The organism is Algoriphagus sp. 4150, assembly GCF_031457395.1.
Classification (GTDB): Bacteria; Bacteroidota; Bacteroidia; order Cytophagales; family Cyclobacteriaceae; genus Algoriphagus.
Window position 1 is genome coordinate 1 of the sequence record NZ_JAVDWS010000015.1, and the last position, 13,783, is coordinate 13,783.

Genomic DNA, 13,783 nt, shown 5'->3' on the forward strand with positions numbered 1-13,783 from the left:
CAAATAGGGCCGTCAGAGACGATGACGTCGATAGGCTACAGGTGTAAAGGCAGCAATGTCATAGCCGAGTAGTACTAATTGCCCAAAAACTTACGGTACGTTTGTTACAGTTTCTGCCAAGACATGTTGTTTGGGTCCGAAGTCGGAAGACGGAAGACCGGAGAACTTAAGCTATTAAGTGGTCACACCACAAAGATTTAGGCGGCCTGGCGCAGGGGTCCCACCTCTTCCCATCCCGAACAGAGAAGTTAAGCCCTGCAGCGCCGATGGTACTGGGGTTACACCCGGGAGAGTAGGTCGCCGCCTCATTTATTCAGACCCGTTGGTTAATTCCGGCGGGTCTTTTTGCGTTTATACCCTCTCTCCCCATACATTTCTTTCTAAGCTGCGGATTTCGTCACTTTTTTGAAAGCTCTTATCCCGCAGCAGGCTATTTGGAAACCCATGTTCCTTTTTGTTGGTGGATAGGGATTAAGGTTTTTGCCTTGGAGCTATTTCATTTTCTTCGGATTTCTCATAATGACATCATTGCACTATTTAATTAAGGGAATTCACCTCTAATGCATCAGCAAAGTGAGTGGAGTTTGTAGTTCTTATTAAATCGAGTACAGTATCGGGGCGCAGGTTACCCTTGTGATTCCTATGAAGTTTGCCCTTGAAGGGTTTAATATTTTTTTGTGAGAAAGGGAATAAATGTGATCTGAACTTAAGTGCAATAATGTTGCGTATATTTAATCTCTTTGTTTTATTGCAACATTATTGCAAAACAATAATCTTACGTATGATTTATGAGAAATACGCCTGCCAGAAGAAAAATTCTAGCTGTTATTACCAATTCAGACCATATTCTATCGTACCCGGAGATCAAAGCTCTAATAGGAGAAATATGTAGTAGAGTTACAATTTATAGAGTTCTTGAGCGGTTGGAGCAGGAAGGAGCAATCTATAAGGTTGCCGGAGTTGACGGTACGTTTCGCTTTGGTTCACAGTCTCCGAAGGATAATAGAAATAGTTACATCCATTTTTCATGCAATGCATGTAGGAGTGTAACCAAATTGAATGAGGATTCAGTGACTATCAATGGCCCGTTGATGCACCAAATTCATTTTTCATATTTGTCGATAACCGGTCTCTGTCCGGAATGTAGAGAATCACAAAAGATATGATAGGTAGGCAAGTAGCGAACTCTTCTACTTGTGAGTGGGCAATATTCATGCTTTTTATTTTAACCGGTGGTGTTTTTTAAGTTATCGCGATTTAGAGAAAATGATGTTAAGTCAGGTTCATGAACCAAAGGTGAAAACCAAAGGCATATATCTTCAATACATTAGATGTGGGTATCTTTTGGTACTACTTTTTATAGGATGTACCCGTTTGAATTTCGCACAATCTCCCCAAAATTTTGCTCCACCAGAGCATGTATTGGAGATTTGGGTGACTAAAGTGAATGAGAAAATAACTGTTGATGGGAAGCTTGATGAAGTGAGCTGGTCGAATGCGCATGTAGTGAATGATTTCTTCAGGATGGAACCTCGGCAGGGGGGCACAGTGAAGTTTCCAACTGAAGTGAAAATCCTTTTCGATGAAACTCATCTTTATATAGGCGCATTTTGTAAGGATAGTCTCGGCAAAAAGGGTGTCAGGGTTCAGGATTTACGGAGGGATTTTATCGTCAGCGAAAACGATAGATTCTCGGTTCAGTTAGACCCCCAGAATCTCAAGAGATTTAATGTGAGTTTTCAGACAACTCCCTATGGAAACCAGCTTGATCTTCAGGTTTTTGATGATTCATTTAGGGATAGTGACTGGGATGCCCTTTGGAAAGTTAGAACAAGTTTGGTTGATTCCGGCTATATGGTTGAGATGGCCATACCCTTTAAATCTCTTCGTTATGATAATCCTGAAGGAGAGGAGGTTTCATGGGGGATTACCCTTGCCCGATTGGCTAGAAGAGAATACGAGAAGACCGTTTTTCCTGCCATTCCGCAGGCTTTTTCTCCTGATAGGATGACTTATGCCGCGCAATTGAAGGGGCTGGAACTGCCGCCTCCTTCACTCAACTTTCGTATTCAGCCATATGGCCTGATACAGGTAGAGGATATTCGGAATCAAAACGGTGAACAAACTAGTCGGACTCAGTGGAAAGCAGGAGGTGAGATAAAATGGGCTGTCTCGCCGAGTGCCGTGCTGGATTTGACTTACAACACGGATTTTGCGCAAGCGGATGTAGATCGGGCAGTGAATAACCTTACACGTTTTAATGTGTATTTTCCTGAAAGAAGGCAGTTTTTCTTGGAGAATAGCGGAGTATATGCAGGGGCGGACAATGGAGCTATACGCCCATTTTTCAGCAGAACGATAGGATTGTCCAACAGCCAGTTCAATGCCGATCCTGTGCCTATCAATGGAGGGATTAGATATACTGACAGAAATCAGAAAAGGACACTGGCGGCCATGTATGTACATCAGCAGGGAACAGATTTTCAATCGCCTGTCAGTTTTTCAGTGCTTCGATACCTTAAGAATTATGGAAAGCAGAATAACATCGGTGTGATGCTCAACCAACGCTTTGACGAACGTTCGGCAGAATTGGGAACGGACAGGCAATCAAACACCACACTTACTGTTGACGGTCTGATTCGGCCTAATGACAATTGGACAATCCAATATTTGGCAAGTTCCAGCCGCGAAAATTCGTATGATTCACTTGGGTTTGCAGGGTCATTGTTTGTAGGGTACACTCCCAACAAATGGTACTTGGGATGGCTGAGTAACATGGTTGACAGAAAATACCAGCCGGGAATGGGTTTTGTGTTTGGTCAGAATATTATTCATCACAATCCGGGAGGGTATTTCATCTGGCGTCCGACTAAGGGATGGTTTAGTAAGTGGATCCGTCGCGCTGATCCGGGGGTATTTGTAAATTGGTACCAAACGGCGAACACCCTACAGACACAGGAAATATCACTGGAGATTTTCCCCGTGTACATTTTTACACGCTCCAATGGGATGATTACCTATACGGTCATTCCCAGCTGGCAGAATTTTGAATTTTCCTTTCCAATATTAGATCAGCCGGTTCAAGCGGGCAGATATCAAAATATCCGTCACCAGTTTCAGTATAGAACAGATCAATCCCGGAAGCTTTCAGCTAATGCTATCGTAAGATTGGGGGATTATTACAATGGAGACTTAAACAGCTTTTCACTGACAGGAAGATTTGCTCCCATTCCCCATGCATCTTTGGAAGTGAATTACGAATATAATGATTTCGAGAAATTCGGGTCGGAACTGGCTGATTTCAGCACTTCGTTGTACTCAGTGGGAGTTCGACTGGCTGCTAATCCAAGACTGCAGCTATCCGGATTTTATCAATACAACAACTTCGATTCTCAAGGGAGGATTAATTTGAGAGGAAGCTGGGAATTTGCTCCACTGAGCTTTTTGTATGTAGTGTTCAACGAAAGCCGTGTTCAGGAGACTACGCTAAGAAATCAGTCTACCATATCCAAAGTTTCCTTTCTAAAGCAGTTTTAAGAAAGGGGAGGCTGTTTAGTTGCCTATACACGAGATAAGTAACCTGATTTACCTTTTCTTAGATCGATTGGACTGATTCCGTATTTACGCTTGAAAGCAGTGCTGAAATGCTGCTGGTGGCTATAGCCGATCATGTCTGATATTTCCGCAAATGATCTGTCCGTTTCCAAAATAAATTCTCTGGCAATAGCTAATCTATAATCTGAGATATAGCCAAAAACAGTATTGCCGAACAGTTGTTTAAATCCGCTCTTGAGCTTAAACTCATTGAGGCCGATTATTCTCGAAAGCTCATATATCGTGGGAGGCGTATCGAGGCGTCCCTCCATTAATAATTTTGCGTGGTGTAGTTTTTCTATTTCAGATTTTTTGATATTTCCACACGTGCAGTTGGGATTCAACGTCTGCTCCAAAGATTCAGTCTGCAGGGCCAATAGTTCCAGAATCTTGGATTCAAGCATGATGCGCTTGACGGACCCTTTATAAGGACAATTTAAAATCTGCCGAATAGTGTTCTCCATCAGTGGATTTATTTTACCGTTGTTGGGCATGAACAGCGGACGTTGCTTTTCTATCGCGTCCATGTATTGCTCTATTATCCTGCTATCGTTGTTGTCAAATTTTTTGAAGTATTCAGGCGTGAACGTAATCTCCAAAATCTCCAAATGAGAATTTTCCTCAAACTTAAAAACTCCTTTGGGCTCCACCATGTAAAAAAGGTTATGCTCACGTACTTCCATAGCATAGTTTCCTCCCAGATCGCTGATTCTCCCTTCAGACCTACCTTGTAGACTAAAGTGCATTTCAAGTATAGGTGTATCAATCCCCCCTTGGATTATAAACTTATCCTTAAATGAATATTTTCCTTCACCTATAGCCACCCCATCAAAATATGACTCTTTCAGATAAGCTTGCGCACCTTTGAATTCTGTTTGAACAATACTCTCACTCAAGCCCTCTTCACTTTTAAAGTTTGGAGGAAATTCTTTTTCATGAATGATCTCCATTAGGTCCTCGGTTGTAATAGTTGCTTTCATATGATTATAATTAATCTTTTAAAGGCCATATGGAATCTCGCAAGATCTATAATCATCCCGGTGTGTGACTTTTTAGTCGTGCTCGATTTCATGTGTTTATAATTTGTTCTTCAACAGCCACCCCGAATTAGTCGGGGCAGGCTATGGAATCCCTGCCTGCGGCAGGCAGGTCGCAGGGTTTATAATCATCCCTCTGTGTGTCGATTTCGACATGCCCGATTTCATATGAGCAAATCTAAAGCGCCATGGATAATCCCAATTTCGTAAAGAGATAATCCGGTATGCGTAAACTTCCCCGCTTTCATTTGATAATCTTTGTGTGAAGGTATCACTATTTAGATCAGGTCTAAATAGTGATACCGGTAAAGTTAAACGATTAAACCTATAAAATGCAACATTGTTGTATTTATGATGCTCAACCACGACTGTAACTTTAACCCACCGAGGCTTTATTTCTTTTCTTTGATTTTTTTATTCGGGGGTGTCTTATCCACAAGGAGTTTGGCAGCTCAAGACAATAGCCTGACTGTTCTGGTTACTGATGACAACGAAGTGGCTATCCCGGGAGCAATTGTGGAAATTGTTGAGCTGAATTTGGCTTCTATTACAAATGAATCAGGGGAAGCGTCTTTCATACTTGGCCAATTCCAACAGGTGACACTTCATGTGAGTTTGCTAGGGTATGGATCAGAACACAGGATAGTTGATTCGCAATTTCCGCAGGACAGGATAAAGATCATATTAAAGGAAAAAGCTACGGAATTGGGGGTTGTGACCATTCAGGGATCCCAGTCCGATCTAATTCGGAATACACCTTACGCTCCGGATGTACTCAGCCTAGATGCTATTCGTTCCACCCCACAACCTATGGCTCAGCTGATCAATCAGATGCCGGGAATTAGAGTAAGGCAGTCAGGAGGAATGGGAAGTCAGTCGAATATTATGCTTCACGGTTTGGACGGGAAGGGGGTTCGGGTTTTTGTGGATAATATTCCTGTTTACCTGATGGGAGACGCTTATAATATCAATAATATTTCTCCTAATATGATCGATAGGATAGAGGTGTATAAGGGGTTGATTCCTGTACAGTTTGGCTCAGATGCTTTGGGGGGTATAATTCATCTAGTTTCCCGAAAGAGCAACGCGGATTTTCTGGATGTGAATTATACCGTTGGTTCTTGGAATACACATGAAGCCGGGCTCAACTCGAAAAAGTACTTTGGAGTAGGGAGAAAATACTTTGCAGCAATGGATGTGTCCTATAGCCATTCTGACAATAATTATTGGATTAAAGACCGCGAAGTGCCAATTGATGAGCTGGGTAATACAGCATTGGCGGATGTACGTCGATTTCATGACGGATACACTTCTATGATGGCCCGTGGGCAAGTGGGAATTAATAATCTAGCATGGGCCAATGATCTCAGGTTGATCATTTCCGCATCACAGATCATGAGAGAATGGCAGCATGGCTTCTCCGCCGACATTCCCTGGGGACAGCCTGTTTCTGATCAGTGGTCTGTTAATTCCGCTCTATCGTGGATGAAGTCATCCAAGAAGCCTGATCAGTGGGATGCCACCATGATGGCAGGTTTCAATCTGACTGAATTGTCCTTTGTGGACACCGCTTCCCGGACTTATTTTTGGGATGGAAGTTTTGTGCCAAAAAGTCTCAAAGGCGAAAGCGGAATCTACGCTGATGGGAGAACTCCAATTCTTCTCAACAAGAACTTTTTTTATCGAGCTAGCTTAAATTACTCATTAGCCAAAAACTACCGGTTGAATTTAAGTACCCTTACTTCCTTCGAGAGGCTCGTCGGGGAGGACAAAGCAGGTGCTTCCACTTACAAAGAGGATCCCTTTAAAACTCCCCAAGACCTCTTCAAAAATTACATTGGGCTGGCCTTGGAAAGTGAGTTTTTCGGCGAGGTTATCACCAATATTTTCTCTGTGAAGCATTTTTACAGCCATTCCTATGCTGTCAATCTTAAAGCCGACAAAACTTTTAATGGCTACCTGAATACGTTCAGTTCAGACATTGGATTTGGGGACGTGTTGAGATGGAGGTTGTCAAAAGCAATTAATTATACTCTGGGTTTTGAATATACTGTCCGGCAGCCGGATAGTCAGGAAGTCTTCGGGGATTACATCAATATAGGCCCTAATCCTACGCTGGTTCCCGAAAAAAGCCGAAATATCAATACATCAATTCAATATAATGCAGCGGATAAAAAAATCACATCATCTATCAGTGCATTCTATAGGAATACTTCTGACCGCATCTTTCTGAGCGCAATCTCCACGGGCCTGTCTTCCTTCCTGAACTTGTTAAACACAGAAACTTATGGTGGGGAGGCGGATGTCACGTATAGCCCGATGAAAAATTTTATGATTTCCCTAAATAGTACCTTTCAGAACATCACACTTAATAAGGGGGATTCCTATGGGAAAGTGCCCGGGAGGTACATCGGGGCTAGACTTCCCAATACACCTTATTTTTTCGGAAACGGCCGACTTGATTATACACTTCAGGATCCCGAAAAATTTAAAGGGACGATTCAGTTTGGGTATTCTTTCAATTACATACATGAGTTTTTTCGTGCTTGGGCTGTTGACGGAAGAGCATCATCCAAAGAGGTCATTCCCGCTCAAGGGATCAACAATCTTATGATTTCTTACCTCAATGGCTCTGAACGGTGGAGCTTGGGGCTGGAATGCAGGAATGTATTTAATGAAGAGGCATACGATAACTTCTCAGTACAAAAAGCGGGTAGGAGTATCTATTTGAAAGCCAGAATATTATTGTCAAAATAAAAGTGATTTACAAAATGAAAAATAATCTAATTAGCAAAATCGGAGTGTTCGTGGTTTCATACCTACTGATTAGCTGTGGCAATGATGATCCCACTCCGGATATAGACAGGGATAAGGACAAACTCGCCAAATATGCACTTATCACCCGTGTAGCCAATGCAGATCAACAAACGGCAGCATTTTATCTCCAAAGTCTGAGTTCACTCGAGATTTCAGGTACGGTGGACAATCGGGATGCGGAGGAAGTGGTTCCTGCATCGGGGGTAGGGGCTTACAGTCATGATGGTTATGTATATATCAATGATTATGTGGGTTCAAGAATTCAAAAATGGAAACTCACCGCAGCGAATAAAGCAACACTGCTGGGGAGTGTCAATGTGACAGAGTTGGGTTATCAGGGAAATATTCTTTTCAAAGATACAGAAACTGCATTTGTAGGAGGTACAAGTCAGTCATCCATTGTCATTTTCAATCCGACTACGATGCAAAAGACAGGGAAAATAGACTTCAGTGCATGGTCGAGGCTAAACGAGGTGACAGGCTTTCCCGCAACAGGAACTGCCATTAATATTGAATCAGTAACAGAACTACTCATCAGTGGAAAGTACATGTATGCTGCACTTAATTATATCAATGATTTTGCAAGCTACACTCCGGCTACCTCTGCATGTGCCATCATGGTCATCGATTTGGAAAAGGTAAATGTGAATTCCAACGATAATTCGGAGGCAGTTTTATCTATTATATCTGATGAACGTGCATCATTTGCAGGGTCGTGGAATTCTGGCGGAGGCTCTTATTTTATGCAAAAGGACGAAAATGGAGACGTCTACATACTTTGCCACAATCTATGGGGCAACCAACGGGCGACTTTCGGCAAACCGGCAGCTATACTCAGAATCAAAAGTGGGATGACTGAATTTGATACTGGCTATTATTTTGATCTGGAATCAGCTTCGAAAGGTAACGGCAATCCTGTACTGAATTTTGAATATTACGGAAATGGTAAATTTTTGGCTGCCGTACAGGATCCTAACGCCATTAATCCCGAAAATCCCTGGTCTTATTACCTTGATCCTATTTTTCAATGGTGGAGTTTCGATCTCTATTCCAAATCTGCCGAACGGGTCAGTTCCCAGTTGACCAAAGGAGCTTTGTCTGCCCGATGTGTATTTGAAGGAAATAATGCCTATGTGCCTTTCGAGACCAACGAGGAGTCCTATATCATGAAAATTAATTTGGGATCCATGACATCTTCGAAAACATTCTCAACCAATGGCTCTCCGGTGTTGATGGGATTGGAGTAGTCCTGGGAATTGCCTATCCAGATATGGTATAAGCTAAAACTACGTGTTTCTAGGTTTGAAAAGGGCATTGCAGACTTTACCGTTCAGCATCCTGAAGCTCTATTTTCACGAAAAGCATTTTACACGGAAGAGGAATTAATCTGATCAATAAGGGGGAGCACTCCTTCTTCTCTAGAAAATTGCCTTTTGACTAACTTTTTAGATAAGAAGAATCCCTCTTACTTGAATCATAATTTATTTGACTACAAAGAAAATCGTAACCTATCATGGAATTAGTAATAGAAAATCTCTCGAAGACATATAGTAATGGAGTTCGTGCCCTTCACCATGTTTCATTAAGGATTGGCAAGGGGATGTTTGGTCTTTTGGGCCAAAACGGCGCAGGAAAAAGTACGTTGATGCGGACTATTGCCACGTTACAGGATGCTGATCAAGGGCAAATTGTGTTCAATGGAATTGATGCGTTCCAAAAACCCCAGGAACTTCGAAAAGTACTGGGATACCTGCCGCAGGATTTCGGTGTCTATCCCAATGTCTCTGCCGAGGAGCTTTTGCTGCATGTAGCGGATATGAAGGGAATAGTCCATGCCAATGAGCGCAAAGAGCATGTGGACGCACTTCTACAGAAAGTGAATTTATGGGATGTTAGAAAAAAACGGTTGGATGGTTACTCGGGAGGAATGAAGCAGCGGTTTGGTATTGCGCAGGCCTTATTGGGATCTCCGCAATTGATTATCGTGGACGAGCCCACAGCGGGTTTGGATCCTGCGGAGCGAAATAGATTTTATAATCTCCTTTCAGAGATAGGTGAAAATACCGTAGTCATTCTGTCTACACATATAGTGGAAGATGTGAGCACCTTGTGCAGCGAAATGGCTATCATCGGCCATGGAGAAGTTTTGCTTACGGGCAAACCTGATCTGATAGAAGAATCCCTTGATGGGCAGCTCTGGGAGATACAGGTGAGCAAAGAGGAGTTGTCACATTACTACGAAGAGTATAAGGTGATTTCCAGTAGGTTTCATCTGGGGAAAATGCTCATCACAGTGGTGGCTGACGACATTCCTGATGGCAATTTTTGGAAGAAAATCCCCACGCTGGAAGATGCCTATTTCAACCAATTGTCCAAGAATAAAAAACTTCTGTCTGCCTAAGCTATGATCACCAGTATTATTAAGTTTCAACTCAAAGAACGCCTCACCCATTGGATCTCACTGGTATTTTTTCTTATGCTGATTTTTCAGGGAGTTTGGTACACCAAAGGAACCTTTGATTACTACGTTAACGATGGGGTTCTCATGAATGCGCCTTCCATCTTTTACAAGAATTTTGCGGGTTTGGGTATGTTGATGGTTATTATGATTGTGATCCTTACCGGCAGTTTTTTTTACAAGGATATACAGTATAAGACGGCCAATTGGGTGTATACCTTACCCGTAAATGAAAAGAAATTTTTCATAGGAAGATATTTAGCAGCCTTTTGTGTGAATGTGATACTGGCTACAGGATATTTTTTCGGAATGCTTTTGGTTCCATATTCGGGAATCGGAGAGGCTCACCGCTTCGGAGCCGCGCCCATAGGGCAGATGCTTCATGGAATGACCGTTTTTCTCGTTCCCAACTTATTATTGTTTAACTCAATAATTATATGTGTTCTGGTGTATACCAAGCGCATGAATGTGGCCTACCTTGCTGCATTTCTTGTAGTGGTGTTCTTCCTGCTGATGCAGACTACTGCTGAGTCATCAGGCTATTCACCGCTACTTCTGATTGCAGATCCAAACGGCTATGTGACGATCTCCGAATATCTCGACAAACTCTCCACATTTGACAAAAACCATGCATATGTGCAGCTATCCGGTTATCTTCTGATTAACAGGTTGATGTGGCTGGGAGTTAGTGTTATACTCACCGTGTTGGCTTATAGAAAGTTCAGTTTCAAGGATTTTATCCGGGCAGGCAATAAAAAAGAAAAAAGCATCAGGGATACAGTGTCTCCAAATTTCATGAATTGGACTTCCAAGATCCCTGTTCCACGTCTTTCTTTCACTCTTTCTGATCAGCTTAAAAAAACACTTACATTATCTTCACTTGAGTTTAACAATATAGTCAGACCTTCATCATTCAGGATCATTATTGGTGTTTTGGTACTGATGATAGTTTTACAGAATCTGCTATGGAATGCGGGGTATTACATTGGGCCTGAAATGCCGCTCACTTCGGGGATGACTTTTTTTAGATTGGCCTGGGGGGTGATTATTACACTTCTTCTTATGATATGGGCAGGGGAACTTTTCTTTAAAGATAAGACCATAAATATCTGGCAAATTACCGATGCCCTTCCTGTACCCGTATGGGTAAGCCAGTTGTCGAGGCTCTTGGCCATGTGTGGGGTAGCACTGATCCTTTGCCTGGTATTCATTCTGGTGGGGGTGATTTCCCAGATTGCTTTAGGAGGCATGGAGCAAATCGATTTAGGCCTTTATATTTCAGATGTATTGGGATATAAATGGGGGTGGCTGACATTTGTGCTTCAGATATGCTTCGTGTTTTTCATTGCAGGACTTACCTGCAGTCGATATACAACCCATATTATCAGTGTAGGCATTTTTCTGATCACTATTATTTCCTTTGATATGGGGCTATTCGAGCAGGTGAGATTCGGATATCCTCTGGTGCCGGGAATGGAAGATTATTCTGAAATCAGTGGCTATGGGATTTGGGCAACCGCAGGCTTTTGGCTTTTTATAATGTGGGCTTCATTGGCAGTCGTATTTGTGATGCTGGGGATTCTCTTTTGGGATCGCGGCTATCCACGTAGCTGGTTTAGAAAGCTTCAGTTCTCAGGGAAACAGCTGAATTCATATGCTAAGCTGGCAGTAATAGTTTTTCTGGGAATATTTTTGGCACTTCAGTATTACATCAGTGCCCAGGCATATTCCAATGGAAATTTCAAATCTTCTTCGCAGGAAGATTTTGAAGCAGCTGATTATGAGAAAAAGTACAAGCATCTCGAAGAACTAGCCCAGCCTAGGTATCAGAAGGTAGATCTTGAACTGGCATTTTATCCTGAGGAAAGGAAAGCAACTTACAAAGCAATTATTACGCTTAAAAACCCTTCCTCTGAAACTATTGATGTTCTTTATCTTAATTTCAAAGATTTCGTGAAGCTCACGGACCTCAAATTTGATAACCAATCATTGAAAGAAGTCAGCAAAGACGAATTACATCATCTGATCACCTATCATTTACCTAATCCGCTTTCAGGGGGTGAGGTTGTGACACTGCAACTGGAAGCTGAAAAACAATACGTGGGTTTTAGTCCTAGCGGAGAAAATCCCCAGGCTGATCTTATGTTTAACGGCTCCTTTGGTAGTATCCGTGAGTTTTTGCCGGTCATAGGGTACGACGATAGCCGTGAACTGGACGAAAACCGAAAACGTACAGACGAAGGTCTGACTAAGCTGCTATCCAGAATGCCTGTCTTGGATGATTTATCGGCTCAAAATGAAGATGCCTATGCTAAAGATGCTTTTTGGGTAGCCGGAAAAATCACCTTGAGCACTAGTTCAGATCAGATGTGTATTGCCCCCGGCAAACTGACAGAACAATGGAAAGAACATGACCGAAATTATTATCAATTTGAAGTGAAAGATCCTGCGCCTTTCAATTGGCATATCGGGTCTGCAAAATATGTAGTGCAGTTAGAAGGACAAGCCAAGAGTGTTTCCTACCGGATACTGGGGGATGTCAGGCATTCTTTCAATACGGGGATTTATGAGGATGCTATTCGTCAGGGTATAGAATACGTGCAGGAAAACCTGGGGAAATACCCCTATGACGAACTGCGTCTGACAGAAATCAACAGATATCACGATGCACGATATGCCTATCCGAATATGATAGCCATTTCCGAAAAAGAGGGCTGGGTAGCCGACACAAAAGCACTTAAAGAAAAATCCTATTTATATCTGACTGTAGTCAGTGAACTGTCGAAACAATGGATAAATAAACACATTCATATAGCGAATGTACAGGGGGCAGATATGCTCAAGGTCGCTTTGCCTGAAGCTATTGCCTTGCACTTCGTAGAAAAGAGTCTTGGACAGGAAGCAGCAGATCTTCTGGTGGAAAAGAAGCTTGAGATTTATGGCAAAGACCATAATAATGAACCGAATCAGGAACCTCCCTTACTATATGCCGATGGGATAGATTATCTGGAAGTCAACAAGGGAGCTGTTGCCCTGTATCAAATGATGAAAGGCTTGGAACCGAATCTTTTTTATAGTGTTTTGAAAAGCTGGGATCAGAAAGAGGGGGATGGAAACCGGACATTCAAATCACTGTATGAGCAGCTTCTGTCTTCGTTACCTACAGAGAATAGGGAAAGCATTCGCGTACAGTTTGAGGAGGTAAACTAATGGGGGAGATTTGGTCAAAACGAAATAGGAGGGCGAGTGTCCGAATTCTGTATCGCTAATGCGGAGTTCAGTGAGCAACTTTTCCTATTTAGGGCTTGCTGAAAAACCGTTCGCATCAAAAACGGGTTAATCATTCAAAATGATAGCTTTCGATCTATTACTAGCATTTTTCAGCATGCCCTATTTAGCCAGGATATTTAATAATGCCTCACTGTGTAAGTACTCAAAGTGGCGTGATGTCACGGTGAAATCCTTATCAAGAACCAGAAATGTAGGCGGAATGAATTGACCCTGACGGCTTGCCAATAGTTTGGTCAGTTCATGGATCCCCTTTTTGCCTGTTTTTTTTTGATCAGGGTTCCTGAAAATAATCCCATCAAATGTCACTTCTTCTTGCGACTCTGCATCAAATTTCACTGCGAAATACTCTTGATTGATCAAATCAATAAGCTTAGTGTTGGTGAAAACCTCTTTTTCCATCTTTCGGCAGTAAGTGCACCAATCGGTATAAAAATAGATCAGGACTTTTTTTGGTTCCTGATCTATTTTAGCATCCAACTCCTCAAAGCTAAGCCATTCTATTCCGCTTGATTGGGCATATGTCTTATCTACTGGAGTAGACAGCAGAACGCAAATGAAAAAGAAAGGCAGGATAATAGCTTTCATT

The 13,783-nt window shown here is 42.3% G+C and carries 8 protein-coding genes and 2 rRNA genes; 8 read left to right on the forward strand and 2 right to left on the reverse strand.

The genetic code is table 11. The annotated features are described in order from the left end of the window. The 4 genes from J2X69_RS17225 to J2X69_RS17240 form a co-directional block, all read left to right on the forward strand. Positions 1-98 (forward strand): 23S ribosomal RNA (locus tag J2X69_RS17225); the annotation flags it as partial. A gap of 99 nt (positions 99-197) precedes the next feature. Beyond that, positions 198-309 (forward strand): 5S ribosomal RNA (gene rrf, locus J2X69_RS17230). A 479-nt stretch (positions 310-788) separates the two neighbouring features. Further along, a complete protein-coding gene (locus J2X69_RS17235) occupies positions 789-1,166 on the forward strand; it encodes a transcriptional repressor (RefSeq protein ID WP_310106070.1) in 378 nt (125 codons plus the stop codon). A 100-nt stretch (positions 1,167-1,266) separates the two neighbouring features. Continuing rightward, on the forward strand, positions 1,267-3,537 hold the full coding sequence (locus J2X69_RS17240; protein ID WP_310106073.1) for a DUF5916 domain-containing protein: 2,271 nt from the start codon (positions 1,267-1,269) through the stop codon (positions 3,535-3,537). A 23-nt stretch (positions 3,538-3,560) separates the two neighbouring features. Here J2X69_RS17240 and J2X69_RS17245 read toward each other — a convergent pair whose 3' ends face one another. Further along, positions 3,561-4,574 (reverse strand): AraC family transcriptional regulator, encoded by a 1,014-nt coding sequence (locus J2X69_RS17245; protein ID WP_310106076.1) that lies wholly within the window; start codon positions 4,572-4,574, stop codon positions 3,561-3,563. Positions 4,575-5,075: 501 nt separating this feature from the next. Between J2X69_RS17245 and J2X69_RS17250 the strand changes: the two genes are divergently transcribed. The 4 genes from J2X69_RS17250 to J2X69_RS17265 all read left to right on the forward strand — a co-directional run bounded on the left by J2X69_RS17250 (position 5,076) and on the right by J2X69_RS17265 (position 13,116). Continuing rightward, the gene (locus tag J2X69_RS17250; protein WP_310106079.1) at positions 5,076-7,388 is read left to right on the forward strand and encodes a TonB-dependent receptor plug domain-containing protein; all 2,313 of its coding nucleotides are present in this window, start codon (positions 5,076-5,078) and stop codon (positions 7,386-7,388) included. Positions 7,389-7,402: 14 nt separating this feature from the next. Further along, a complete protein-coding gene (locus J2X69_RS17255; RefSeq protein WP_310106082.1) occupies positions 7,403-8,695 on the forward strand; it encodes a DUF4374 domain-containing protein in 1,293 nt (430 codons plus the stop codon). Between the two features lie 266 nt (positions 8,696-8,961). Beyond that, positions 8,962-9,849, forward strand: a complete 888-nt coding sequence (locus tag J2X69_RS17260; protein ID WP_310106085.1) for an ABC transporter ATP-binding protein — start codon at positions 8,962-8,964, stop codon at positions 9,847-9,849. A 3-nt stretch (positions 9,850-9,852) separates the two neighbouring features. Beyond that, positions 9,853-13,116 carry a hypothetical protein gene (locus tag J2X69_RS17265; RefSeq protein WP_310106089.1) on the forward strand — a complete coding sequence of 1,088 codons (3,264 nt, stop codon included), beginning with the start codon at positions 9,853-9,855 and terminating at the stop codon, positions 13,114-13,116. Between the two features lie 180 nt (positions 13,117-13,296). Here the strand turns inward: J2X69_RS17265 and J2X69_RS17270 are convergent, their stop codons facing one another. Further along, positions 13,297-13,782: a thioredoxin fold domain-containing protein gene (locus J2X69_RS17270; RefSeq protein WP_310106092.1), complete on the reverse strand. Its 486-nt coding sequence runs from the start codon at positions 13,780-13,782 to the stop codon at positions 13,297-13,299. Between the last annotated feature and the right edge of the window lies 1 nt (position 13,783).

Excerpts from the sequence above, each read along its gene's own strand:
- J2X69_RS17235 (WP_310106070.1), top strand. The coding sequence starts at position 789 with ATGAGAAATACGCCTGCCAGAAGAAAAATTCTAGCTGTTATTACCAAT.
- J2X69_RS17240 (WP_310106073.1), top strand. The coding sequence starts at position 1,267 with ATGATGTTAAGTCAGGTTCATGAACCAAAGGTGAAAACCAAAGGCATA.
- J2X69_RS17245 (WP_310106076.1), bottom strand. The coding sequence starts at position 4,574 with ATGAAAGCAACTATTACAACCGAGGACCTAATGGAGATCATTCATGAA.
- J2X69_RS17255 (WP_310106082.1), top strand. The coding sequence starts at position 7,403 with ATGAAAAATAATCTAATTAGCAAAATCGGAGTGTTCGTGGTTTCATAC.
- J2X69_RS17260 (WP_310106085.1), top strand. The coding sequence starts at position 8,962 with ATGGAATTAGTAATAGAAAATCTCTCGAAGACATATAGTAATGGAGTT.
- J2X69_RS17265 (WP_310106089.1), top strand. The coding sequence starts at position 9,853 with ATGATCACCAGTATTATTAAGTTTCAACTCAAAGAACGCCTCACCCAT.
- J2X69_RS17270 (WP_310106092.1), bottom strand. The coding sequence starts at position 13,782 with ATGAAAGCTATTATCCTGCCTTTCTTTTTCATTTGCGTTCTGCTGTCT.